At 71.7% G+C, this 22,810-nt stretch carries 21 protein-coding genes; 5 read left to right on the top strand and 16 right to left on the bottom strand.

All coding sequences use genetic code 11. The features are described 5' to 3' along the window. Positions 1-17 precede the first annotated feature (17 nt). On the bottom strand, positions 18-788 hold the full coding sequence (locus EZ242_RS07855; protein ID WP_135284586.1) for a 3-hydroxybutyrate dehydrogenase: 771 nt from the start codon (positions 786-788) through the stop codon (positions 18-20). Between the two features lie 178 nt (positions 789-966). Between EZ242_RS07855 and EZ242_RS07850 the strand changes: the two genes are divergently transcribed. After that, positions 967-1,380, top strand: coding sequence for a hypothetical protein (locus EZ242_RS07850; RefSeq protein WP_135284585.1), 414 nt, complete (start codon positions 967-969; stop codon positions 1,378-1,380). Between the two features lie 10 nt (positions 1,381-1,390). On the opposite strand, the gene EZ242_RS07845 is transcribed toward EZ242_RS07850, so the two are convergent. The 3 genes from EZ242_RS07845 to EZ242_RS07835 all read right to left on the bottom strand — a co-directional run bounded on the left by EZ242_RS07845 (position 1,391) and on the right by EZ242_RS07835 (position 7,491). Further along, a complete protein-coding gene (locus EZ242_RS07845; protein ID WP_135284584.1) occupies positions 1,391-2,812 on the bottom strand; it encodes an HlyD family type I secretion periplasmic adaptor subunit in 1,422 nt (473 codons plus the stop codon). A gap of 4 nt (positions 2,813-2,816) precedes the next feature. Then, positions 2,817-5,801: an ABC transporter transmembrane domain-containing protein gene (locus EZ242_RS07840; RefSeq protein ID WP_135284583.1), complete on the bottom strand. Its 2,985-nt coding sequence runs from the start codon at positions 5,799-5,801 to the stop codon at positions 2,817-2,819. A 109-nt stretch (positions 5,802-5,910) separates the two neighbouring features. Beyond that, the gene (locus EZ242_RS07835) at positions 5,911-7,491 is read right to left on the bottom strand and encodes a hypothetical protein (RefSeq protein WP_135284582.1); all 1,581 of its coding nucleotides are present in this window, start codon (positions 7,489-7,491) and stop codon (positions 5,911-5,913) included. Between the two features lie 291 nt (positions 7,492-7,782). Here EZ242_RS07835 and EZ242_RS07830 point away from each other — a divergent pair, with 291 nt between their 5' ends. The 3 genes from EZ242_RS07830 (at position 7,783) to EZ242_RS07820 (ending at position 9,946) form a co-directional block, all read left to right on the top strand. Continuing rightward, positions 7,783-8,166 (top strand): hypothetical protein, encoded by a 384-nt coding sequence (locus EZ242_RS07830; protein ID WP_167784691.1) that lies wholly within the window; start codon positions 7,783-7,785, stop codon positions 8,164-8,166. 124 nt (positions 8,167-8,290) lie between these two features. Then, a complete protein-coding gene (locus EZ242_RS07825) occupies positions 8,291-9,013 on the top strand; it encodes a hypothetical protein (protein ID WP_135284580.1) in 723 nt (240 codons plus the stop codon). 36 nt (positions 9,014-9,049) lie between these two features. Continuing rightward, on the top strand, positions 9,050-9,946 hold the full coding sequence (locus tag EZ242_RS07820; protein ID WP_338101458.1) for a DMT family transporter: 897 nt from the start codon (positions 9,050-9,052) through the stop codon (positions 9,944-9,946). Here EZ242_RS07820 and EZ242_RS07815 read toward each other — a convergent pair. The 9 genes from EZ242_RS07815 to EZ242_RS07775 all read right to left on the bottom strand — a co-directional run bounded on the left by EZ242_RS07815 (position 9,912) and on the right by EZ242_RS07775 (position 19,211). Then, a complete protein-coding gene (locus tag EZ242_RS07815; protein WP_135284578.1) occupies positions 9,912-11,075 on the bottom strand; it encodes an alpha-hydroxy acid oxidase in 1,164 nt (387 codons plus the stop codon). The genes EZ242_RS07820 and EZ242_RS07815 overlap by 35 nt on opposite strands. Next, the gene (locus EZ242_RS07810) at positions 11,075-12,067 is read right to left on the bottom strand and encodes a Bug family tripartite tricarboxylate transporter substrate binding protein (protein WP_167784690.1); all 993 of its coding nucleotides are present in this window, start codon (positions 12,065-12,067) and stop codon (positions 11,075-11,077) included. The genes EZ242_RS07815 and EZ242_RS07810 overlap by 1 nt, the downstream gene beginning before the upstream one ends. A 31-nt stretch (positions 12,068-12,098) precedes the next feature. Further along, positions 12,099-13,001, bottom strand: coding sequence for a tripartite tricarboxylate transporter substrate binding protein (locus EZ242_RS07805; RefSeq protein WP_135284576.1), 903 nt, complete (start codon positions 12,999-13,001; stop codon positions 12,099-12,101). Then, positions 12,998-13,648, bottom strand: a complete 651-nt coding sequence (locus tag EZ242_RS07800; RefSeq protein WP_135284575.1) for a glutathione S-transferase family protein — start codon at positions 13,646-13,648, stop codon at positions 12,998-13,000. Before EZ242_RS07800 ends, EZ242_RS07805 begins: the two co-directional genes overlap by 4 nt. Further along, positions 13,645-15,195, bottom strand: coding sequence for a bifunctional 3-(3-hydroxy-phenyl)propionate/3-hydroxycinnamic acid hydroxylase (locus tag EZ242_RS07795; protein ID WP_135284574.1), 1,551 nt, complete (start codon positions 15,193-15,195; stop codon positions 13,645-13,647). The genes EZ242_RS07800 and EZ242_RS07795 overlap by 4 nt, the downstream gene beginning before the upstream one ends. After that, positions 15,192-16,058 carry a fumarylacetoacetate hydrolase family protein gene (locus EZ242_RS07790; RefSeq protein WP_135284573.1) on the bottom strand — a complete coding sequence of 289 codons (867 nt, stop codon included), beginning with the start codon at positions 16,056-16,058 and terminating at the stop codon, positions 15,192-15,194. Before EZ242_RS07790 ends, EZ242_RS07795 begins: the two co-directional genes overlap by 4 nt. Positions 16,059-16,263: 205 nt before the next feature. Continuing rightward, the gene (locus EZ242_RS07785) at positions 16,264-17,181 is read right to left on the bottom strand and encodes a VOC family protein (protein ID WP_135284572.1); all 918 of its coding nucleotides are present in this window, start codon (positions 17,179-17,181) and stop codon (positions 16,264-16,266) included. Then, positions 17,178-18,221 (bottom strand): amidohydrolase family protein, encoded by a 1,044-nt coding sequence (locus EZ242_RS07780; protein WP_135284571.1) that lies wholly within the window; start codon positions 18,219-18,221, stop codon positions 17,178-17,180. The genes EZ242_RS07785 and EZ242_RS07780 overlap by 4 nt, the downstream gene beginning before the upstream one ends. Before the next feature lie 12 nt (positions 18,222-18,233). Continuing rightward, positions 18,234-19,211 carry a Bug family tripartite tricarboxylate transporter substrate binding protein gene (locus EZ242_RS07775; RefSeq protein WP_135284570.1) on the bottom strand — a complete coding sequence of 326 codons (978 nt, stop codon included), beginning with the start codon at positions 19,209-19,211 and terminating at the stop codon, positions 18,234-18,236. 107 nt (positions 19,212-19,318) lie between these two features. Here EZ242_RS07775 and EZ242_RS07770 point away from each other — a divergent pair, with 107 nt between their 5' ends. Continuing rightward, positions 19,319-20,245, top strand: coding sequence for a LysR family transcriptional regulator (locus tag EZ242_RS07770; RefSeq protein ID WP_135284569.1), 927 nt, complete (start codon positions 19,319-19,321; stop codon positions 20,243-20,245). Between the two features lie 131 nt (positions 20,246-20,376). Here EZ242_RS07770 and EZ242_RS07765 read toward each other — a convergent pair whose 3' ends face one another. From EZ242_RS07765 to EZ242_RS07755, 3 genes are read right to left on the bottom strand one after another with little or no spacing between them, the layout of a single operon-like run. Next, positions 20,377-21,150 (bottom strand): enoyl-CoA hydratase-related protein, encoded by a 774-nt coding sequence (locus EZ242_RS07765; protein ID WP_135284568.1) that lies wholly within the window; start codon positions 21,148-21,150, stop codon positions 20,377-20,379. After that, on the bottom strand, positions 21,150-21,953 hold the full coding sequence (locus tag EZ242_RS07760) for a crotonase/enoyl-CoA hydratase family protein (protein WP_135284567.1): 804 nt from the start codon (positions 21,951-21,953) through the stop codon (positions 21,150-21,152). Before EZ242_RS07760 ends, EZ242_RS07765 begins: the two co-directional genes overlap by 1 nt. Positions 21,954-21,958: 5 nt before the next feature. Next, entirely contained in the window at positions 21,959-22,801 is an 843-nt protein-coding gene (locus tag EZ242_RS07755; RefSeq protein WP_135284566.1) for an amidohydrolase family protein, read from the bottom strand. Between the last annotated feature and the right edge of the window lie 9 nt (positions 22,802-22,810).

Genomic DNA, 22,810 nt, shown 5'->3' with positions numbered 1-22,810 from the left:
CCGCATTATTGACGGGCTTAGCGCGCCACCCAGCCCCCGTCCACGTTCCACGCCACGCCGCGCACGTTGTTCGCCGCCTTGGAGCACAGGAACACCGCGAGCTCGCCCAGCTCCTCGGGCGTGGTGAATTCCAGCGAGGGCTGCTTTTCCTCCAGCAGCTCGCGGCGCGCCTGCTCGGGGGACAGGCCTTCCTTCTCGGCGCGCGCGTCGATCTGCTTTTGCACCAGGGGCGTGAGCACCCAGCCGGGGCAGATGGCGTTGCAGGTGACACCGGTGGTGGCCGTCTCCAGCGCCACCGTCTTAGTCAGGCCCACCAGGCCGTGCTTGGCGGCCACGTAGGCGCCCTTGTCGGGCGAGGCCACCAGCCCGTGGGCGGAGGCGATGTTGATGATGCGGCCCCAGTTGGCCTGCCGCATGGCCGGGATGGCCAGGCGCATGGTGTGGAAGGCGCTGCTGAGGTTGATGGCGATCACCGCGTCCCAGCGGGCGGGGTCGAAGTGCTCGATGGGCGAGACATGCTGGATGCCGGCGTTGTTCACCAGCACGTCCACCCGGCCGAAGCGCTCGGCCGCGAAGGCCATCATCTGCGCGATCTCGTCCGGCCGGCTCATGTCGGCGCCGTGGTGCACCACCTCCACGCCCAGCGCGGCCACTTCGGCGCGCGCAGCCTCGGCGTCGCCGAAGCCATTGAGGACCAGCTTGGCGCCCTGACGGGCCAGCGATTTGGCGATGCCGAGTCCGATGCCGCTGGTCGATCCGGTGACCAGCGCGGTTTTGCCTTCGAGCATGAAGCGTTCTCCAGGAGGAAGCGTTGACAAACGGTTGCGAAAAACAAGGCGTCAAGTATCGCCTGCGGCTACACGCGACCCGCGGCATCGGGCCAGACTGTGCGGCATCGACGCTCGCGGCGCCCCGCCGCAAGAGGGTCGGCTGTTGGTTGATCGAAGCGATTAGGGAGAACCGTCGGTGCTGACGCTGGTCTGGGTGATCTTCACGTTGTTCGCGCTGCTGTGGACAGGCGCGGCGGCGCTGCTGGCGCAGAGCCTGCAATGGGGCGTGGCCGCCGTGCAGTCCGGCGCGGCCGCCGCCGAGGGGCGCGACCTCGCGTCCGTCCCGCTGCCGCCGTGGCTGGTGGAGTCCGTCGACCCCGCCTGGTTGGAGCCCCTGCGCGAAGCCGCCGGCTGGATGCTGACCCTCGCGCGCGATGCCCTGCCCTACCTCGGACCGGCGGCCGACTGGCTGAGCCTGGGCGTGTGGCTGGTGTGGGGGCTGGGGATGCTGTTCCTGCTGCTGGTGGCGCTGTCGCTGCACCTGCTGGTGCGGGGAATTGCGGGCCGGACCCGGGACGAGCCGGGGCAACTCGGCCCCCCTGCCGCGTAGGCGCGTCGGCCTACCGCTCCCGCCCTGCCTCGCCCGCCACCTTCTGCACCGGCGACAGCAGGTACTCCAGCACCGTGCGCCGCCCGAGGTGGATCTCCGCCTGCACCACCATGCCCGGCGCCAGCCTCAGCGCTTCGCCGTCCGGGGCGGCGAGTTGCTGGGCGTCGAGCCGCACGAGGGCCTTGTAGCTCTGGGGGCTGCGGCCCTGCGCGGCGGCGGCCTGCGGCTCGTCGGCCGAGGAGTCGGCACTCACGCGTTCGACGGTTCCGGTGAGCATGCCGTACTTCTGGAAGGGGTAGGCCTGCAGCTTGAGGCGGGCCGGCTGCCCCGGGGCCACGAAGCCCACGTCCTCGTTGCGCACGGCCACCTGCGCAAAGAGCGGCTCGTGCAGCGGAACCAGGTTCATCAGCACGGCGCCGGGCTGCACCACGCTCCCGGGCGTGTAGGGGGCGATGTCCCGGACGACGCCGTCCACCGGCGCCCGCAGCGCCAGCAGGCCCGAGCGGTAGGCCTGCTTCTGCAGTTCGCCGGACGTGCGCTGCTGCTGCGCCATGAGCTCCGTGCGTTCGGCCAGCAGCTGCGTGTCATAGCTGCTGCGGATGGCCGCGAGCTGCTGGCGCGACTGCTCCACCGCCGCGGCCAGGGCCGACACGCTGGCCTCCTGCGCCTTGAGCTCCTGTTCCTTCTCGATGCGCTCGCGCAGCTTCTCGTTGGCCCCCAGCTCGGAGACGAAGCCGTCCTTGAGCAGCTTCTCGTACGACTGCGCCGACTGCCGCACCAGCGGCACGGTCTCGCGCAGCTTCGCGAGCTGCTGGCGGGCGGCCGCCAGCTCGTGCCGGGCCCGCTGCAAGCGGGCCTCCTCCTGCGCCTGCGTGTCCTGCAGGCCCTGCCGGCGCGCGCGGTACTGCGCGAGCACCTGGGCCGCGAGCTCGGGGGGTGCGTCCGCGGCCGGCTGGAACGGCGCGTCGCGCAGCTCCGCGTCGATGCGCCGCACGCTCAGCGCGCGCAGGGCCGCGTCCGCCTGCAGGGTGCCCAGGTCCGCGCCCGCGCTGGTTGCATCCATGCGCAGCAACACCTGCCCGGCGCGCACGGCGTCGCCGTCGCGCACCAGCACCTCGCGCACGATGCCGGCCTCCGCGGGCTGGACCACGCGGCTGTAGTCGCGGGGCACCAGGCGCCCTTCGGCCGAGGCGACGATGTCCAGGCGACCGAAGGCCGCCCAGCCGAGCAGGGCCGCGAAGAGGAGCATGGTCAGGTAGCCGACGGCGCGCGGCAGGCGCGCGGGCGGCTGCTCCTGGAGGGCCAGGAGGTCCGGGGCGAAGTCCGCCGCGACCTCACCCGCCCGCTCGAGCGACGCGGACAGGCCCTCGGCCCCGGCATCCTGCAATGCGGCCGCGGGTCGCGGCGAAGCTGCTGCGATGGCTTCAGGCATGGGGTCAGGCCAGCGTGACGAGCGCGCCCTGCGCGAGCTCGCTGCGCGGCCGCAGCGCCTGCCAGTCGGCGCCGCCCTGCGCCAGCACGCGCTGCGCCGCACCCAGGTCCAGGCCCGACAGGGACCCACGTGCGTGGTACTGGGCGCTCAGGTCGCCACCATACGCCGCGCTGTCGCTGCCGCCCAGGTGCGCATCGAGCAGGCTGTTCATCGCGGCCCAGCCGGCGGCCGCGTCGGTGACTGCCGGCTGGCCACCATGGCCGCCATACCCGTCATACCCGCCGTACCCGCCAGCCCGTCCGAGGTCCGCTGCGCGGGCGCGGTCGAAGCTGCGCACCAGCCGCCCGAAGTCGAAGACCTCCACGGCGTGGTTGCGCAAGCGGTCCTGGCCCGCCGGGTCCCGGTCGGCCGGGTCGGTGAGCACCTGCAGGCGCTCGACCGTCTGCCAGGCGCTGCCGCAGTACCAGTCGCGCAGGGTGAGGCTGTCGCCCTCGCCCAGGCCCAGCACCAGGTCGTGGCCGCTGCGGGCGAGCGACAGGTCCGCCAGCCGGATGCCCGCGCCCAGGCTCAGGGTGTCGCGGCCGCCGCCGGTGAGCACGTCGGCACCGTCGCCGCGATTGAAGGCCAGGAGGTTGCAGCCGCTGCCGAGGTCGATGAGGTCATTGCCGCGGCCGGCCGCCACCCAGTCGTCGCCGCTGCGCGCGAGGATCACATCGTCGCCCCCGCCCGCGTCGGCCAGGTCCGCCTGCGCGCCCAGGTCCAGGCGGTCGGCGCCTGGACCGGCCTGCGCAATGTCGCGCCCGTAGCCGCCGGAGAACAGGTTGTTCCCGGAGCGATCGAGCAGGTAGTCGTCGCCGTCTTCTCCGTGAAGCTGGTCGTCGCCGTGGTGCCCGTACAGCAGGTCGGCGCCGGTGCCTCCCCACAGCACGTCGTTGCCGCGCCCGCCGAAGAGCACGTCGTTTCCGGCGGCGCCGTGCAGCGTGTCTCGGCCCGAGCCGCCGTACAGCACATCGTCCCCCGCGCCACCGTCCATGCGTTCGTCCCCCCGCCCGCCGAGCAGCCGGTCCGCCCTGGCGCTTCCCACCAGCGGCGTGGAGGGCACCAGCAGCTCGTCCCAGGTGTGCACGCTGCCGCCTTCGAAGGCGAAGCGCTCGATGGGGGCGCTGAGGCGGCCCAGGGCGTCCACCTCCATCGCGAAGTCGATGCCCTGCCCGGGCTGCTCCTGGCCGGCTTCGTCCAGGATGCGGACCTGCGCGATGGCCTCGCGCCCGTGCGTGACGATGCGCAGGCTCACGCGTTCCAGCGTGAGGCCCGCGCCGAAGCGGATCGTGTCGGTGCCGCTGCTGTCGCTCACGGTGTCCAGCCCGCCGCCGATCTCGTGGTGGTAGGTGTCGTCGCCGGCGCCCGCATCCAGCAGGTTGTTGCCGCTGTTGCCGAAGAGGAAGTTGTCGAGTTCGTTGCCGCGGCCCGTGATGTTCGCCGTGCCAGTGAGGCGCAGGTTCTCCACATGGGCCGGCAGCACGTAGTCGATGCCGGCAAGCACTTCGTCCAGGCCTTGGTTGCTCCACTCGATGACGAGGTCGCGTGCGTCGTCCACGACATAGGTGTCGTTCCCCTCGTCGCCAGCCATCACATCGCCGCCCGCGCCGCCGTCCAGCGCGTTGGCGCCGGCGTTGCCGGTGAGGCGGTTGTCCAGCGCGTTGCCGGTGGCGGCCGTGGCGGAGCCAGTCAGGACGAGGTTCTCCACGTTCCGTGCCAGGGAGTGATCCACGCTGGACCACACGGTGTCTTCACCTTCACCGTCAAGCTCCACGACCTCGTCACCCGCCGAATCGACGACATACGTATTGCCGATCTGCTGCGTGCGAAAGCTCGACTGCAGGTAGCTGGCCAGGAAGTCGCCATAGCGCTTCTGGAGCTGCGGCTCCAGTTGCAGGCTCTTGACCGTCTCGTAGCCGGCGATGTATTCGGTGAGGAAGGCCTGGTTGCGCGCGCCGAGGAGGAACTGTTCGTTCAGCCGGCGCTGGAAGACCGGCGCCACCAGCGCCGACAGCAGCGCAATGACCGCCAGCACGCCCAGCGCAATGAAGGTGAGCGCCACGGAGTAATGCAGCATGACCGCCACCGCGATCAGCAGGAAGGGGATGTCCAGGACCAGGGTGACGGCAGCCGAGCTCACGAACTCGCGGATGGTCTCCACGCCCTGCAGCCGCGCGGCGACGACGCCGGTGGGCCGATGCTGGAAGTAGCGCAGCGGCAGGCGGAACAGGTGCTGGAACACCGTGGCCGCCAGCACCGCGTCCACCCGGTTGCCGGTGTGCAGCACCAGGTACTGCCGCACCCAGCCCAGGACGGCGCTCGCGACGACGAAGATGGCCATGCCCACCGCAATGGCGATCAGCGTGCTTTCGGTCTGGTGGACGACGACCTTGTCCACGATGGCCTGCGTGAACAGGGGCAGCCCCAGGGCCAGCAGCTGCAGCACGAGGCTGGCGGCCAGCACGTCGCGCCATACCTTGCGGTGGCGAAGAAGCTCGGGGGCGAACCAGCGGAAGCCGAAGCGACGGACCGGCGCGGCGTCGTCGGCATCCGGCGGCGCATCGAGCTGCGCCTTGAGGTGAACGACGAGGCCGGTGAACCGCGCGGCGAAGGCCTTCGGGTCGTCGCATCGCGGCTCGTGCTCGCAGGCAGGAATCCAGGTGACGCCGGTATGAGTGACCGCGACCAGGACGCCGAGTTGCACCCCGCCTTCCCTGCCGCGCATGACCAGCAGAACCTGGCCGGGCCCCGCCGCGAGCCGCCTGGGCTTGACGGTCTGCAGGTGCGCCGCGAAGCCCAGGCTGCGGGCCGCGGTGACCAGGGTGGCCACCTTGCAGGGCGGCGGGTGCTGCCGCAAGACGAGCTCGGGGTCGTAGGGCTTGCCGGCCATCGCGCAGCACGAACCGAGCGCCCACACCAGCTGCCTTGCCGAGAGTTCCTCCGCCGTCATGGTCCCCCTTCGCAACGAGGCAAAAGGGGCGAACTTTCCTACGGATGGCGCGTGAAGGATTGCGGGACGCTGACAGCGCCGCGGCCCCGGCGCCTGGCGACGGCCGCTGCTACGCCTCGTCTTCCTCGCTGCGCGCCTTGAGCTTGAGAAACTCCTCGCCGATGGCCGTGACGTGTTCGGCCAGGCCGTCCTCCATCAGCTTGCTGCGCGCCAGGATCTTCTCCGCCGCGCGGCTGACGGTGCGCGCCGAGGTGCTGATTTCCTCGAAGCCCTCCAGGTGCTTGCGGATGCGTTCCACGGCCTTGTCGATGCGCGCGAAGCTGGCCGCGTCCTGCTTGCCGTGCTGCACCGCGCGCACTGAGAGCGCGGTGGCCACCATGAGCGCGGCCTGCAGCCAGACATCGCAGCCCGGGTCCTCGGCGCTCCAGCGGATCACCAGGTCGTGCCCGTAGCGCGCGAAGGCGGGAATGCTGTCAGGCGCGGTGCGGGACGAGTGCACGAAGACGCACACGCCGGCCGCGCGGTTGCGCCGCGCGACGTCGGCTTCTTCCAGCGAGCGCCGCAGGTCGTAGCTGGCGCTCTCCTTGGCCTCGACCACGATGCGCGCGCCGGCGGCGGTTTTCTCCGGGCCGATGGTGATGACGTGGTCGCCCACCTTGCAGTTGGGAATGAGGCCCGTGGTGGCGCCGGTGTCCTCGACGATGTCGCCGGCGCCGGCCACCATGCCGCGCAGGTGTTCGCCCAGGGCGGCCTCGAATTCCAGGCCGTGGCGCGTGCCGCGCGCGGCTTCCTCGCGCCGGGCCTGCAGGGCCTGCACGGCCGCCTGCAGGGTCTCGGCCAGGCGGGTGTTGTGCTCCACGTTGATGCGCTGGTGCTCCTGCAGCATGGTGACCATGCGGCGCAGCGCCGAGTGCTCGTTGTCCAGCGACAGCTCGCTGGTGAGGCTGCGCTGCGCGGCCTCCACCCGGCCCACCAGGCGCGAGAGCGCGGAGTCGGGCCGGTCCAGGCTGAATTCGCCCACCACCGCCTGCATGTTCCGCGACAGCGCCTGGTTCAGGTCGCCGTGGCGCGCGGTCAGTTCGCCCAGGAAACGCACCAGTGCGCCGTCCTTGTTGTCCAGGGAGAACTGCGACAGGATGGCGCCGTTCTGGCTTTGCACCACGGCATCCAGCGTGCGCTGCAGGCCGGCGACGAGCTGGTTGTCGCCACCGGGGTCCAGCGCCTTGAGCAGCTGGCTGTTCTCGCCGATGAACTGCTCGAACACGCGGTTCAGGCTCTGCTCGGCATCCTTCACCTGCTGGCGCACCACGGTGGCCAGTTCGCCATCGGCTCGCGTGAGGCGGTCCACCCGCTCCACGAAGAGGCCCTGTTGCGGATCGAAGTAGTGCGAGAGCGACCCGGTCACGCGCTCCTCGAACTTGCCGCGCCAGGCATTCAGGCGTTCGCCGAGCTGCTCCATGAGGCGGTCGCCCTCGCGGCGCACCGTGTCGCTGTCCAGCGTGCCGCGCGCCGCCTTGAGGGACAGCACGCCGATCTTGAGCGCGGTCGTGAGGAATTGCGTGCGGGGCGGGCCGTCGGCGTAGTCGGCCATGGCCAGCAGGACTTCGGGGTCGTTGATGCCGAAGGTGACGATGGTCGGCTCGGTGCCGGCGGGCTTGGTGGGCGGGGAGGCAAGGTCGGGGGAGCTCATGGTTTCAGAAGCTGCGAATGAATCCGGCGCGTCCGAAGCGGTCGCCAGAAGGTGGTCCATCAAGGCGCAAAGCACAGCCATAGCTCGGGCTATGGCGAGCATTTGCAACGCGGAGGGGCCGCGTTCTGGCGGCCGAGGCGGGCGTGGCGGATTCGTTCACAGCTTCTGCAGACTCGTCGCAAGGCGTGGGGATCGCGGCCAATGTAGCAGCCGCTGAGGCAGGCCAGGCACGCTGATTGCCCTTCCGTGAGTCCGGCGCCCACTCCGGGCGCCTCATCCAGGAGTAAGCACATGCAAATGGACCAGTTGAAGCAGCGGATCGACAAGGTCGAGGAATGCGCGGACGAGGCCAAGAATGCCCTGCAGGCCGGTTCGACCCCCAATGATCTGCGCGAATGCGTGGAGCAGATGCACCAGCAGGCCCGCCAGGCCAAGCAGATGGTGGGTGGCTCGTCCTCCCAGAGCCAGGGCCAGCAGTCCCAGAGCCAGGGGCAGGGGCAGGGCCAGATGGACCAGAACGTGCGCAGCACGATCGAGCAGCTGGAGCAGACGGCCGACCGTGCCATGCAGGCCTGCCGGCAGGCCGGCAGCAGCGTGAGCCCGCAGTTGCAGCAAGCCGTGCAAAAGGCGCACGCCGAAGCCTCGGGCCTGAAGAAGCAGATCCAGATGGGCTGACCACGACGTCGGGACGGTCACGCGGCGGGGCTTCGGCCCCGCTTGCGCTTCAGGGTAGCCCCCAAGGCGCGTCAGGTCGGGCTTGAGCCGTAATACGGCATCCCCAACCCAGGAGTCGCCGTCCATGACCCGTGTCCCCGTCCTCGCCGCCCTCGCCGGCCTTGCCCTGCTGGGCGCTTGTTCCCACCCCATGCACGGCCAGGGCCAGGGCCCGGGCCCCATGGCGCAGCAGGTGCCGGCCAGCGGGCCCATGGGCTTCTTCATCACCAGCGCGGGCAGTGGCCGCGGTGCCGACCTGGGCGGCCTGTCCGGCGCGGACGCGCACTGCCAGCGCCTGGCCACGGCAGCCGGTGCCGGCGCGCGCACGTGGCGCGCCTACCTCAGCACGCCCCCGACGTTTCCTTCCGCCGCCAACCCGCAGGGCATCGCCGCGGTGAACGCACGCGACCGCATCGGCTCTGGCCCGTGGCACAACGCGCGCGGGGCGCTGATCGCCCGTGACGTGGCCCACCTGCACAGCGGCAACAACATCAGCAAGGAAACGGCCCTGGACGAGCGCGGCAACCTCGTGCGCGGTCGCGGCGACCAGCCCAACGAGCACGACATCCTCACCGGCTCGCGTGCCGACGGCACGGCCTTCGCGCCGCAGACCGACACCACCTGCAAGGCCTGGACGCACTCGGGTGCGGACGGCTCGGCCATCGTCGGACACCATGACCGCGCCGGCCCCATGCCGGAGAACTGGGCCAAGTCCTGGAACTTCTCGCACCAGTCGGCAGGTTGCAACCAGGAAGCGCTGGTGCGCACCGGCGGCTCGGGCCGCTTCTACTGCTTCGCGTCCAACTGATCTCGGCCTGCCGGGCCTGCGCGCGCAGGCCCGACAATGGCGGCCTCGATGCAGGGCCGCCACTTCCTCCAGCTCCTTCTGCTCTCCGCTGTCTGGGGAGCGTCCTTTCCCCTCATCCGCATCGCCGCGCCGGCCTTCGGGCCGCTGCCCATGGCCTTCCTGCGCTGCGCGCTGGCGGCGGTGGTGCTCGCGGCCCTCATGCGCGTCACCCGCCAGCACTGGCCCGCGCGGGTGCACTGGCGCTCGCTGGCCCTGCTGGGCCTGCTCACGGTGGTGGCCCCCTTCGTCCTCTTCAACGCGGCCGGGCTGGTGCTGCCGGCCGGCTATTCGGCGGTGCTCAACGCCACGGCGCCGCTCTTCGGCGTGGTGGCGGGCGCGCTGTTCGCGAGCGAGGCGCTGACCGGGCGCAAGCTCGCCGGCTGCGCGGTGGGCCTGGCCGGCGTGGCGCTCCTGGTGCAGCTCGGCCCGGTGACGCCCAGCGGGCCAGTGGTGCTGGGCGTGCTGGCCTGCATCACGGCATCGGCCAGCTACGGCTTCGGCGCCATCCTGATGAAGCGCGCCACCCTCGCCCACCAGCCGCTGCCGGCCTCGGCCGCGGTCCACATCGCGGGCGCGGCGATCCTGCTGCTGCCGTCTGCCGCCGCCGCGCCAGGGGTCGAACTGCGCGCGGGCGCGGTCATCGCGCTCGCCATCCTGGGTACCTTCACCTCGGGCTTCATGTACCTCCTGAGCATGCGGCTGATGCGCGAGATCCCGGCCAGCGCCGCCACCTCCTCGGCCTTCCTCATCCCCATGTTCGGCGTGGCCTGGGGCGGCCTGTTCCTGGGCGAACCCGTCACCGCCGGCATGGTGCCGGGGGTGGCGCTGGTGCTGGTGGCCTGCGCGCTGGTGACGGGGTTCAATCCGCTGCGGATGCTGGCGCGGCGGGACTGAGGCACAGGTCCCGCAGGCGGCCGTGGTCCTGCAAGGACGTGATGCCGCACAGCTGCATGGTGCGCACCAGTTCCTGCGCGATCAGCGTGATCGCCCGCGCGGCGCCGGCTTCGCCGCCGGCGCAGGCGCCCCACAGGATGGCGCGTCCCAGCATGACGCCGTCGGCGCCGCAGGCCAGGGCCTTGAGCACATCGCGGCCGCGCCGCACGCCGCCATCGAGCAGCACCTCGGCGCGCCCGGCCACGGCCTGGACCACGGTGGGCAGCGCGTCCAGCGCCGTCATGCAGCCGTCGAGCTGCCTGCCGCCGTGCGTGGAGACGACGATCGCATCCGCCCCGGCTTTCACGGCAAGGGCGGCGTCCTGCGGATGCAGCAGGCCCTTCACGACCAGGCGTCGCGGCCAGGCCTCGCGCAGTGCACGCAAGGCGGCTCCGTCGAAGCCCGCGTCGAAACCGGCGCCGATCGAGGACGCGCCCGTGCCGGCCTGCATGTTCGGCATCTGGGGCAGGCCATGGCGCAGCAGGTCCAGGCACCAGCCGGGCCGCGCCGCGAACGCGGGGAGGTGCCGGGGCCTCAGGCGAAAGGGCATCGCGAGCGCGTGCCGCAGGTCGCGTTCGCGCTTGCCGCCCACCGGAAGGTCGGCAGTGACGACCAGGGCCTCGTAGCCGGCCACGCGCGCCCGCTCCACCAGCGCCAGCGTGCGCTCCCGGGGCCAGAGCAGGTGGGCCTGGAACCACAGGCGGCCAGGTGCCTCGTCGGCGACCCGCTCCAGCGAGGCGGCGGCCATGGTCGAGAGCGTGTAGGGAATGCCAGCCGCCGCGGCTGCGCGCGCGATGGCGATGTCGCCGTCGGGCCAGCCGTAGGCCACGGCGCCCATGGGCGCGACGGCCAACGGCAGGCTCGCCGGTGCACCCAGCAGCATCCCGTCCGTGCGCACCTGCCTCACGTCGACCAGGCGCCGGGGCACAAGGGCCGTGCGCGCAAACGCTTCGCGCTCGGCGCGCAAGGTCTCCTCGTCCTCGGCGCCGCCGTCGTAGAAATCGAAGACCGGCCGGGGCAGGCGCGCGCGGGCCAGGCGCCGCAGCTCGTCGATGGACCAGGCCCGATCGCAGCGCGCGGCCGCGTGCATCAGCGGGCAGACTGTCTTGCCGCCAGTTTCACCAGCGTGGCCGCCTGCTCGCGGTCCGTGCGCAGGAAGGCGGCGAACTCCTGGGACGTGCCACCGGCAGGCACCAGGTAACGGCCTTGCAGGAACTCGGCGAACTTCGGATCCTTCAACAGGCGGTTGAACTCGGCGTTCAGGCGCTCCACGGCCGCGGGCGGCGTGCCGGCGGGCGCCGCGAGGCCCCACCACACGTGCGCCGTGAAGCCGCCCAGCCCCGCTTCCTGCATGGTGGGCACCTGCGGCAATAGCGGCGAGCGCTGCTGCGAGGACACGGCCAGCGGCTTGACCTTCCCCGCCTGCATCAGGCCGGTGAAGTTGCCCACGCCCATCATGCCGACCTGGATCTCGCCGGCGCCCAGGGCGCTGCTGATCGGGCCGCCGCCCTTGTAGGGGATGCCTGCGATGCGCGTCTTCCACTCGTTGTTCAGCCACGCCACCATCAGGTCCTGCAGCGAGCCCTCGCCCAGGGTCCCGAAGTTCACGGCGTTGCCCTTGGCCGCCGCGTAGCTGCGCAGTTCGGCGACGCTGCCCACCGGGAGCGTCGCCGGCACGAACAGGCCCTCGGTTACGTAGAACAGCTTCCCGACGGGCACCAGGTCCTTATCGGGGTCGTAGGGCAGCTTGGCGATGGTGTGCGGGTTGATGGACATGGACGCGAGGTACACCGCGCAGAAGGTGTAGCCGTCGGCCGGCGCCTTGGCGCAGGCATCCGTGCCCACCACGCCGCTCGCCCCGGGCTTGTTGTCGATCACGATCGGATGACCCAGGCGCGGCTGCAGCTCCTGCGCCGCGGCGCGCAGCACCACGTCGGTGACGCTGCCCGCCGCCAGCGGCACGATGACGCGCACGGGCCGCGTGGGCCAGTCCGCCTGGGCTGCGGCCAGGGTTGCCGCGCCCAGCAGCGCGGCGGCGAGGCCGGCGCGCAGCAGGTGCATGTAGGGATGTGTGGGTTTCATGGGCATGTCTCCTGTCGTGGGTGAAGAAGCGTCAGTGCAGGGACGAGGCGCTGCCCGCGCGCGGGCCGAGGGCGCGGATCACGCGGCCGAACATCGCGTCGTCCTCGTCCATGTAGCGGGCGAAGTCGTCGCCGAAGCGCCAGTCCAGCGTGAAGGACGACGCGCGCGCCGCCTCCTGGAAGGCGGAGTCGGCGGCGACCTGCTGCAGCGCCTGCACGTAGTGCCGGGTGATCTCGGGCGGCAGGCCGGCCGGCGCGACGATGCCGCGCCAGTGGCCCACGGCCCAGTCCACCGCCAGCGCCTCGCGCGCGGTCGGCACGTCGGCGAAGCGGGCGTGTCGGCGCGTGTCCAGGTTCGCCAGCGCGCGCGCCTGGCCGGCCTGCAGCGGCCCGCGCGCATCGGTCAGCGTGATGGGCGCGACCTCGGCGTGCCCGTCCAGCACCTTGGCCAGGCCCTGCTCGCCGCTGTAGGTCTCCACCCAGTCGAGCCGCGCCAGGTCCACCCCGAGCCGGTCGAGCAGGCCCGCGAGTGCGAACTTCCAGACGCCGAAGTGGGGGCCGCCCGAGCCACGGATGCCGTGCGTGCGGCAATGCTCGACGAACTCGGCCAGCGTCGCCCAGGGCGCGTCCTGCCGCACGATGACGGCGGCCGCTTCCACGAAGGGCACCGCCAGCGGCGTGTAGTCGGCCGGGGTCAGTGTTGTCAGGCCCGGGGTCCAGTGCATCATCCCGACCTCGCCGCTGATCTGCCCGAGCGTGCGCCCGTCGGGCGCGGCCTGGGCGATCGCGGTGTGGCCGACGATGGCACCGGTGCGGTTGACCACCTCCACCGGCTCGCCGAGCACCGTGGCGAGGTGGCGGGCCACGAGGCGCGCGCGCTGGTCGCTGCCACCGCCTTGCACGTAGGGGACGATCAGCCGGATGGCGTCGCTCATGCCGGCGCTCCGGTCTCGAGCGCGCTTTTCTCACGCGCGATGGCCCGCTGCACGGCAGGCTGGGCCGCCATGCGCTCTGCGTGGGCACGCAGGTGCGGCAGGTCCGACAGCGACAGGCCCGAGTCGGCCGCTCGCCCGGTGGCCCAGAAGAGGTAGGCATCCGGCGCGGTCCAGTGCGATGCAGCCAGCCATTCGTTCTCGGCCAGGTGCTTGTCGGCGGTGCGCAGCTGCTCGCCGAGCGCCTCCAGCGCACGCGCCTTGACGCTGGCCTGGGCGCCCTCGCCTTCGACCACGCGCCCTGCCATGCGGGCGCGAAAGATCAGCGGGTGCACGCCGCTGGCCACCCAGGAGAGCCACGACAGCGCCTGCGCCTGCTCCCACGCATCCTGCGCCGCGGGCATGAGCCGTGCCTGCGGGAACAGGCGCGCCAGGTAGCCCGCAATGGCCACGTTTTCGCTCAAGACGCGCCCGTCGTGCACCAGCACCGGCACCTTGCCGCGCGGGTTGAGGCGACGGAAGTCCTCGGTGTGGTTCTCGCCGGACGCGAGGCGCACGATGCGCAGTGCGTAGTCGGCCCCGGCCTGCTCCAGCAGGATGAGGGGCGTGCGCGAGCAGGCGCCCGGGGCGTGGTGCAGGGTGATGTTCATGCCGCCTCCGCCACCGCCGCGTGGCCCAGCGCCTGCGCGGCTTCCTCGAGCAGCGCATCGATGTCGGCCGCGCCCGCCGCGACGCCGAAGACGTAGTGGTCCGGCCGCAGCAGCGCGGCCACGCACTCGTGCCGTCGCAGCCAGGCCTGGGCGACGCCCTCGGCTTCGGGAACGGCGTCCAGGGCGAGCACGCGCAGGCCCCGCAGGGGCAGCGCCGCAGGTGTGCCCGCGCCGGGGGCGAGGACCAGGCGCCAGCCGTTGCCCAGCACCTCGTCCATGCGGCGGCGCTGTCCCTGCGCCTGCAGCCAGGGCTGCGGGAACAGGGCGCCGCGCGCGGGATGAGCCTGCACGGACAGCAGGCCGGGCTCCAGGCGCGGCAGGATGTCCTGGCGCGGGGTGTCCTGCACCACGCCGCCGCACTCGGCGAGCAGGCGGGCGTCGCGTTCGCGGGCGCGTGCGACGTCCCGTTCGCAGATCACGGCGCCCACGTTCTTGATGCGGCTGGTCAGCTCGCGCACGTGCGCCTTGCGCTCGGCGCCGTAGCTGTCCAGGAGCGCCTCGGCCGCCGGGCCGCGCACCTCCCCGCGCAGCACCGCAGCGAGCTTCCACGACAGGTTGGCCACGTCGCGCACGCCCTGGCACATGCCCTGGCCGAGGAAGGGCGGCTGCATGTGCGCGGCATCACCCGCAAGAAACACGCGGCCCTGGCGCCATTTCTCCGCCACCAGCGCATGGAAGCGGTACGCCGCCTGGCGCCACAGCCTGCCGTCCTCGGGCGTGATCCAACGCGAGAGCAGGCGCCAGGTGGCCTCGTCGGTGGCGACCTCCTTCGGGTCCTCGCCGGGCTTGAGCGAGATCTCCCAGCGGCGGTGGTTCTTCGGCCCGATCACCAGCGTGCAGGGCCGATCGGGCTCGCAGTACTGCACGCTCACCGGCGGCAGCCTGGCCAGGCCCTTGTCGTTGACCAGCACGTCCACCACGAGCCAGGGCTCGTCGAAATCCAGGTCCTCGAGCGGCATGCCCAGCTGCGTGCGCACGCCACTGGAGCCCCCGTCGCAGGCGATGGCGTAGCGCGCCCGCACGGTCCTCGCGCCGGCGGGGCCGGCGGCCTGCAGCGTGACGCCCTCGGCGTCCTGTTCGAGGCTGCGCACTTCCGTGCCGAGCGCCAGGGTCACGTTGGGCATCTGCGCCACGCGCTCGCGCAGCGCACGTTCCACGGGCGGCTGCGTGAACACGATCGAGGGCGTGTAGCCCTGCGGATAGGGCGGCTCCACCATGGTCATGCGGCGGATCAATTGGCCGTCCACGCCGAAGTACTCGGACGGGGTGAAGGGCTCGCAGTAGGGCTGCACCGCCTCCACCACGCCCAGCTGCTGGAACACACGCATGATCTCGTGGTCCAGCGCGATGGCGCGCGGGATCTCGTAGACGTCCTGGAGCCGGTCGCAGGCGTAGACCGCCAGCCCCGCCTGCCCCAGCAGGCCCGCGGCGACCACGCCGGCCGGCCCCAGGCCGACGATGGCGACGTCGTACACGGGGGGGCTCATGCGCGCTGCGCCTCGATGGGGTTGGACAGCAGGCCGACGCGCTCGATCTCCACCTCGAAGCTGTCGCCGGGCTTCATCCACACCGGCGGCGTGCGCGCCTGGCCCACGCCGGCCGGCGTGCCCATGACGATCACGTCGCCCGGCTCCAGCGTGAGCACGTCGGCCAGCAGCTCGATGGTTTCGGTGACGCTGAAGATCATGTCGCTGGTGTCGGCGTCCTGCATGACCTGGCCGTTCAGGCGGCCCTGGATGCGCAGGCCCGTGGCGCCCGGCGGGAGTTCGTCGGCCGTGACCAGCACCGGGCCGAAGGCGCCGGTGGCGTCGAAGTTCTTGCCGATGGTCCACTGCGGCGTGCGCTTCTGGTAGTCGCGCACGCTCATGTCGTTGAAGCAGCTGTAGCCGAAGACGTACTGCAGGGCCTGGGCCTGCTTCGTGTGGCGCGGAACGCGCTGTCCGATGACGACCGCGAGCTCGGCCTCGTAGTCGAACTTGCCCGACACGCGCGGCACCTGGCCCGCTTCGCCGTGCGCGATGAGCGAACTGGCCGCGCGAAAGAAGAACCAGGGGTACTCGGGCTTGTCGCGGCCGCCTTCCTTGGCGTGGTCGAAGTAGTTCAGGCCGAGGCAGACGATCTTGCCGGGCTCGGGGACCAGGGGGGCGAGCTTCACGCTCGTGCGCGGGATGCGGCGGGGCTTGTCGGCCAGGGCCTGGCGCGCGGCGGCGTGCAGGTCGACGCCGGCCTTCAGCGCCTGGCGCAGGTCCGCGGGGACGCCGGGCTGCGCGTCGTGGAGGTCGATGAGGTCATCGCCGTCGACGAGGGCGAGGCGCGGGGTGGTGCCGCGGAGGTAAGTGGTGAGTTTCATGGTGGGGTCAGGGTGTCTGGTGAAGTGGCTGGGTGGGCAGGGGCTTCGACAGGCTCAGCCCGAACGGAGGGGGTGGGTCGAACGGCGGGAGTGCGTCGAACGGCGGGAGTGGGACGGAGCGGGGAGAGCCAGGGTGTGGGTAGTGCCGCCCTCCCATCCCGTTCGCCCTGAGCCTGTCGAAGGGCTTCGCCCACTCGCAGCGCTCTCACGCATCCTGTCCCCCAGGCGCGAACATCACCCGCCGCTGCGCCTCCTTCAGCGATGCGCCCGGCGGCGGCGAGATGCCCCACTGGTCCACGCGGCCCGGCGGCCATTTCCAGTCCTCGGGAAAGCGTGTGACGTAGCTCTCGTCCACCTGCTGCACTTCGGCCGTGTACTCGATGACGACGCCGAAGGGGTCGATGAAGTAGTTGAAGAGGTTGTCACCCGGTCCGTGGCGGCCCGGTCCCCACTGGATGGGAAAGCCCGCGTCCTTCATGCGGCCGCCGCCGCGCATCACGGACTCGCCGTCGGGCATGAGGAAGGCGATGTGGTTCAGCGCGTCGTTGTCGGCCACGCCCACGGCCAGCGTGTGATGGTCGCTGTTGCAGTTCATGAAGGCGATGGCCACCGTGCGGTCCGCCAGGCGGAAGCCCAGGGCCTCGGTGAGGAAGCGCTGCGTGTCGTCCACGGCGTGGCTGTTGAGGACCACGTGCGTGAGCCGCACCGGGTGGTCGCGGCGCGGCGTGGCGGGCTCGCTCTGCGCATCGCCATGCACGATCTCGAACACGCGCCCGTGCGGGTCGCGCAGCACGAGGCCCACGCCGCCGGACGGGTCTTCCGCCAGCGGGCCGGGTTCGCGCAGCACCTGCGCGCCCGCGCGCCGCGCGGCCTCGGCGATCTCCCACAGGGCATCGGCGCTGCGCGCGCGCAGCGTCACCTTGCGGATCTGGGGCTGATCCACCGGCGCGGCGTGCAGCGCCAGCAGGTGGTCGTCGGCGCCGGTGCCGCGCAGGTAGATCGCGCCGTCGGTGCGATGCGCGACCTCCAGCTTCCACACCTGCGTGTAGAAGGCTTCGGCACGGGCCAGGTCGGGGATGTTCAGGGCGACGCTGCGCAGCGCCGCGATCCAGGGTGAACTCATGTCGTCGTTTCGTGAAGAGGCAGGCCGAGGAAGCGCTCGGCGTTGCCGCGCACCAGCCGGTGCATGGTGTCGGTGTCGAAGCCGCAGGCGGCGATGCGCTCGAGCGGGCGCGGCTCGTGGAAGTTGAAGGGGTAGTCGGTGCCGATCAGGAGCTGCGTGACGCCGAAGGTGGCGGCCAGGTGCTTGAGCGTCGGCGCGTCGAAGACCAGCGTGTCGTAGAAGAGGCGGCGCGCCTGTTCGGCCGGCGCGGCCTGCACGGCCTCCCGCAAGGCGGGAAACACCTGCCAGCCCTGCTGCAGGCGGGGCAGCAGCGAAGCCAGCGTGCCGCCGCCGTGGCTGAACGCGATGCGCAGCCCCGGCCGGCGCAGCGGCAGGTTGCCGGTGATGCACGAGGCAGCCGCCAGCCCCACGTCGCCGGGGTAGCCCAGCACCTGCTGCAGGGCCGGCGGGCCCACCAGCCGGTCCATGCCCGCGGGGCGGATCGCATGCACGAAGACGCAGGCGCCCAGCGCCTCGCAGGCTTCGAAGAAGGGGTCGAGCGCAGGCGCGCCGATGGGCGTGCCGTTGATGTTGCTGCCCAGTTCCACGCCGGGCATGCCCAGGCCCTTGACCAGGTATTCCAGTTCGCGGATCGCCAGGTCCATGTCCTGCAGCGGCACGGCGCCGAGGCCGGCGAGGGCCCCGCCCGACTCGGCCACCATGGCGGCGATCTGCTCGTTGAGGAAGCGCGCGAGCTGCTGGCCGTCCTGCGGCCGCATCCAGTAGGACAGCAGCTCCGGCATGGGCGAGACCACCTGGAGCGACAGGCCCATGTCGGCGAAGTCGGCCAGGCGCCGGCCCACGTCCCAGCACCGGTCGGACACGGTGCGGTACACCTTGCCCGAGATCATCACGTTGCGGTGGCAGGCCTGGGCCGCCGGCGCCATGGAGGGCCAGTCCGCGGGAATGGCCGACCCGAGGTAGGCGGGGAAGTGCTCCGGCACCACGTGCGCGTGGGTGTCGATGCCGCAGCCGCAGCCGGCGTGATGGACGTGGCCCACGGTCGCGGCTTCCTACTGCGCCTCGATCTTCAGCGTCTTGACCAGCGTGCCCCAGCGCTCCCGCTCGGACTTCATGAAGGCGTCGAATTCGGCCACCGTCATGCGCTGCTCGGGCAGGGAGCCGAGCGCCTGCAGGCGTTGCGCCACCTCTGGCTGCTTGAGGGCGGCTTCGAGGTCGCGGTTGACGCGCTCGACCACCTCGGCGGGCGTTCCGGCCGGCGCGAACAGCGCGTTCCAGCCGGTGTACTCGAAGCCCTTGAAGGTCTCGGCGAGCGCGGGCACGTTGGGCAGCTGCGGCAGGCGCTGCGGCGAGCTCACCGCCAGGGCCCGCACCTGGCCGCCCTGCAGGTAGGCCTTGAGCGCGGCCTCGGGCAGGCACACCAGTTCCACGCGGCCGCCCAGCACGTCCTGCAAGGCGTCGGGCGCCTTGGTGTAGGGCACGTGGTTGAACGTCGCGCCCGCCATGCCGGCCACGGCGTCGGCCAGCATGCCGGAGAAGGTCTTGGGCCCTTCGGAGGCGATGGTGAGCTTGCCCGGCTGCGCCTTGGCCTGCGCGAACGCGTCGGCCAGGCTCGTGCCCTGGAAGGCGGGCCCCGCGGCGATCACGAACGCGCTGCGGCCCACCAGGCGCACCGGCACGAAGTCCTTCACGGGGTCGTAGGGCAGCGCCTTGAAGGTGTAGGCATTGGTGACCATGGCCGCCGTGGTCGCGTAATAGAAGGTGTAGCCGTCCGCCGGCGAGCGCGCCGCCGCCTGCGCGCCGATCACGTTCTGGCCGCCCGGCTTGTTCTCCACCACCACCGGCTGGCTCCAGCCGCGCGCGACCTGTTCGCCCACGTAGCGCGCCAGGATGTCCGGGCCCGAGCCGGCCGGCTGCGAGAGGATGAACTTCACCGGCCGCTGCGGCCACGCGCCCTGGGCGCGCAAGGACGGCAGCGAAAGGGCGAGGGGCGCCAGTGCGGCGGCGCGGACGAGGTCTCTGCGTTGCATGCTTGTCTCCTGGGTTTCTGGCCCTGCAGAGGGCGTGTGAGGAGGGCATCGTAGGAAGCGGGCCGCCTATTGAAAAGACGATGACGTGGATACATAAAATCCACGCCATGGATATTCGAGGCATCGATCTCAACCTGCTGGTGATCCTGGACGCCATGGCCCGGCACCGCAGCGTCAACCGCACCGCGCAGGCGGTGGGCCTGAGCCAGCCGGCCACCAGCGCCGCCCTCGCCCGGCTGCGCCTGCTGTTCGACGACCCCCTCTTCGTGCGCGCCGGCGCGCAGATGGAGCCCACGCCGCGCGCGCAGGCGCTCGCGCCGGCGGTGCGCCGGGTCATCGAGACGGTGAGCACGGAGATCCTTTCGCCAGCCGCGTTCGATCCGGCCACCGCGCAGCGCAGCTTCACCATCGTCACGCCCGACATCGGCGAGGTGAGCTTCCTGCCGGGGGTGCTGCGCCGGCTGCGGCAGGAAGCGCCGCAGGTGCAGCTCAAGGCCATCGCGCGTCCGCGCGAGGCCGCGGCCTCGGCGCTGGAATCGGGCGAGGCGGACCTGGCGGTGGGCTTCTTTCCCGACCTGCAGAAGGCGGGCTTCTTCCAGCAGAACCTCTTTCGCACCAGCTATGTGTGCATCGCCTGCGCGAAGAACGAGGCCGCGCCCGCGCGGCTCACGATGCGGCAGTTCCTGGAGGCGCGCCACATCGTCGTGCTGCCCAATGGACGCGAGCACCTGCTGGACCGGTTTCTTGCCGACAAGGGATGGCGACGGCACGTGACGCTGGAGCTGTCGCACTTCATGAGCCTGCTGGCGCTGCTACCCGGCACGGACCTGATCGCCACGGTGCCCGAGGACATCGCCACCGTGGTGGGCCGGCACGTGCCGCTCAAGACCATCGAGCTGCCCTTTCGGCCCCCGCGGCTGGACGTTCAGCAGTTCTGGCACCGGCGCATGCAGCAGGACGCCGCGCACAAGTGGCTGCGCGGCGTGTTCCATGCGGTGAACCGGCGAGAGGCGGGGGCACCGTTGCCATCCTGAGCTTGGGCGGTGCTTCGACAGGCCTGCCCTGGGCATGGCGAAGGGCACGCGGGACAAGGGGCTTCGACAGGCTCAGCCCGAACGGTGCGTGGCTCAGCCCGAGCGGTGCGTTGTGGGCGAATCCACGCGACTCACCTCCCCACGAACACCGGCGCCCTTTTCTCCAGCCGCGCCCGCATGCCCTCGGTCTTGTCCTCGGTCGCGAACAGCGCCTGGAAGGAACGGCGCTCGAAGCGCAGGCCGCTCTCCAAGCCGCTGCTCAGGCCCTCCAGCACCGCCTCCTTGATCAGCCGCAGGGACAGCACCGGCAGCTGCGCCAGCTCGCCCGCGATGCGGATCGCGTGCGGCTCGACCTGCGCGTCCTCCACCACCTCGCTGACCAGGCCCAGGGCCTGCGCCGCCGGCGCGCCGAAGGGTTCGCCGCGCAGCAGGATGTTCATGGCCGCGAACTTGCCCACCGCCTGCACCAGGCGCTGCGTGGCGCCGCCGCCGGGCATGATGCCGATCTTCACCTCGGGCTGGCCGAAGCGTGCGCCCGTGCCCGCGACGATGATGTCCGCGTGCATGGCCAGCTCGCAGCCGCCGCCGAGCGCATGCCCGCGAACGGCGGCGATCACCGGCTTGCGGCAGCCGGCGATGGCGCCCCAGAGCCGGTCCATCTGCCGCTCCATGACCTCGGCGGGCGTGGCGTCCACGTACTCGTTCAGGTCGGCGCCGGCGCAGAAGGCACGCTCGCCGCCGGCGAGCACGACGGCTTTGACGGAGTCGTCGGCGTCGGCCCGCGTGAAGGCCTCGGCCAGGGCGCGGCGCAGCGCGAGGTTCAGCGCGTTGAGCACCTCGGGCCGGTTCAGGCGCAGGACGATCACGCCCTCGGCGGGACGTTCCTCGATCAGGACGGCTTCCATCACCGCCCCTCGAATACCGGCGCGCGCTTGTCGAAGAAGGCGGCCACCGCTTCCGCATGGTCGCGCGTGTGGTGCGCCAGGCCCTGCAGGCGGCCGGCCGCGTCCAGCGCCTCGTCCAGCGTGCCCTCGCGGGCCTGCTGCAGCAGTTGCTTGGTCCAGCGCAGCACCTGAGGCGGGTTGGCCGCGATGCGCCCGGCCAGGGCCATCGATTCCGGCAGCAGGCGCTCGGCCGGAACGATCCGCGAGACCAGGCCGATGCGAAGCGCCTCCGCGGCGTCGATCGTCTCGCCGGTGAGCGCGAGTTCGGCGGCCCGCGCGAAGCCGACCACGCGCGGCAGCAGCCAGCAGCCGCCGTCGCCCGGCACGATGCCGACCTTCACGAAGCTCTCGGCGAAGCGCGCCGCCTCGGACGCGATGCGGATGTCGCACATGCAGGCGAGGTCGTTGCCCGCGCCGATGGCCGGGCCGTTCACCGCCGCGATGATCGGAAGCCGCAGCCGCTGGAACGCGCGCGGGATGCGCTGGATGCCCGCGCGGTAGTTCGCCGCGATGTCCTCCGCGGAGCCGGCGAACATCCCCGTGCGATCGCGCATCTCGGCGACGTTCCCGCCCGAGCAGAAGGCCGAGCCGGCGCCGGTGAGGACGGCGGCGCCGAGGGACAGGTCCGCGTCCAGCTCGGCGAACACGCGCTCGAAATCGGCGAAGCAGTCCTCGCCGCTCAAGGCGTTGCGCGTGGCCGGCCGGTTCATCGTGAGCAGCGCCACGGCGCCGTGGCGCTCGACGGTGAGGAAGGGCTCGCTCATGCCCGTCACAGGCCCAGGACCCGCTCGGCGTTGCCGTGCATGATCTTCTCCATCACCTCCTCCTTGTAGCCCAGCTCCTGCCACTCGCGCAGGATGCGCTCGTAGGGAAGGCTCGGGTAGTCGCTGCCGAACATGATCTTGTCCTGCAGCCGCCCGCGGATGTCCACCTTGAGGTTGCCGGGGAAGTGCTTCGGCGCCCAACCCGACATCTCCCAGAACACGTTGCCCTTGTGCAGGGCGACGGCGGTGGTCTCGTCGACCCAGGGCCAGCCGGGGTGGGCCATGATGATCTTCAGCTGCGGGAAGTCGGCCGCGAGCTGGTCGATGTGCTTGGGGTGCGCGTGGCGGATGACCGCGCCATTGCCGCCCGGCATGCCGGCGCCCATGCCCGTGGTGCCCACGTCGATCATCACCGCCGCCCCCAGCGAGGCGATCTCCTCGAAGAGCGGGTAGTAGCGGCGCTCGCTCACGCCGAAGTGCTGCATGATGGGATGGAAGTGGAAGCCGATGAAGCCCAGCTCGGTCACGGCCTTGCGCACCTGGCGGATCGCGATCTCGCCCTTGGCCGGCTCCACCGCGCCCCAGCACTGCAGGATGCGGTCGGGGTGGCGCTTCCACATGGCATGCACGTACTCGTTGGTGCAGGGCGGCGCGGCCACGGTGGTCTCCAGGTCCAGCGCCACCAGGCAGGCCTCGACACCCGCGTCAGTGAATTCCTGGATCACCTCGTCTTCGGTCTTGCCGACCCAGTCGCGCTTCCAGTAGCGCGCGAGCTCGCCGGGGTACGGGCCCTGCGATTGGATCCAGGTGTCGGTGCCGGGGTAGCAGTGAAGGTCGATGATTCGCATGGTGTTTTC

The organism is Ramlibacter rhizophilus (assembly GCF_004681965.1).
Classification (GTDB): domain Bacteria; phylum Pseudomonadota; class Gammaproteobacteria; order Burkholderiales; family Burkholderiaceae_C; genus Ramlibacter; species Ramlibacter rhizophilus.
Note: the sequence above shows the minus strand (reverse complement) of the source record. Positions and strands in the feature narration are given on the sequence as shown.

Bases quoted from the DNA above. Each gene is read 5' to 3' on its own strand.
- EZ242_RS07855 (WP_135284586.1), bottom strand. From the start codon at position 788: ATGCTCGAAGGCAAAACCGCGCTGGTCACCGGATCGACCAGCGGCATC.
- EZ242_RS07845 (WP_135284584.1), bottom strand. From the start codon at position 2,812: ATGCCTGAAGCCATCGCAGCAGCTTCGCCGCGACCCGCGGCCGCATTG.
- EZ242_RS07840 (WP_135284583.1), bottom strand. From the start codon at position 5,801: ATGACGGCGGAGGAACTCTCGGCAAGGCAGCTGGTGTGGGCGCTCGGT.
- EZ242_RS07835 (WP_135284582.1), bottom strand. From the start codon at position 7,491: ATGAGCTCCCCCGACCTTGCCTCCCCGCCCACCAAGCCCGCCGGCACC.
- EZ242_RS07830 (WP_167784691.1), top strand. From the start codon at position 7,783: ATGCAAATGGACCAGTTGAAGCAGCGGATCGACAAGGTCGAGGAATGC.
- EZ242_RS07825 (WP_135284580.1), top strand. From the start codon at position 8,291: ATGACCCGTGTCCCCGTCCTCGCCGCCCTCGCCGGCCTTGCCCTGCTG.
- EZ242_RS07820 (WP_338101458.1), top strand. From the start codon at position 9,050: ATGGCGGCCTCGATGCAGGGCCGCCACTTCCTCCAGCTCCTTCTGCTC.
- EZ242_RS07815 (WP_135284578.1), bottom strand. From the start codon at position 11,075: ATGCACGCGGCCGCGCGCTGCGATCGGGCCTGGTCCATCGACGAGCTG.
- EZ242_RS07810 (WP_167784690.1), bottom strand. From the start codon at position 12,067: ATGAAACCCACACATCCCTACATGCACCTGCTGCGCGCCGGCCTCGCC.
- EZ242_RS07805 (WP_135284576.1), bottom strand. From the start codon at position 13,001: ATGAGCGACGCCATCCGGCTGATCGTCCCCTACGTGCAAGGCGGTGGC.
- EZ242_RS07800 (WP_135284575.1), bottom strand. From the start codon at position 13,648: ATGAACATCACCCTGCACCACGCCCCGGGCGCCTGCTCGCGCACGCCC.
- EZ242_RS07795 (WP_135284574.1), bottom strand. From the start codon at position 15,195: ATGAGCCCCCCCGTGTACGACGTCGCCATCGTCGGCCTGGGGCCGGCC.
- EZ242_RS07790 (WP_135284573.1), bottom strand. From the start codon at position 16,058: ATGAAACTCACCACTTACCTCCGCGGCACCACCCCGCGCCTCGCCCTC.
- EZ242_RS07785 (WP_135284572.1), bottom strand. From the start codon at position 17,181: ATGAGTTCACCCTGGATCGCGGCGCTGCGCAGCGTCGCCCTGAACATC.
- EZ242_RS07775 (WP_135284570.1), bottom strand. From the start codon at position 19,211: ATGCAACGCAGAGACCTCGTCCGCGCCGCCGCACTGGCGCCCCTCGCC.
- EZ242_RS07770 (WP_135284569.1), top strand. From the start codon at position 19,319: ATGGATATTCGAGGCATCGATCTCAACCTGCTGGTGATCCTGGACGCC.
- EZ242_RS07765 (WP_135284568.1), bottom strand. From the start codon at position 21,150: ATGGAAGCCGTCCTGATCGAGGAACGTCCCGCCGAGGGCGTGATCGTC.
- EZ242_RS07760 (WP_135284567.1), bottom strand. From the start codon at position 21,953: ATGAGCGAGCCCTTCCTCACCGTCGAGCGCCACGGCGCCGTGGCGCTG.
- EZ242_RS07755 (WP_135284566.1), bottom strand. From the start codon at position 22,801: ATGCGAATCATCGACCTTCACTGCTACCCCGGCACCGACACCTGGATC.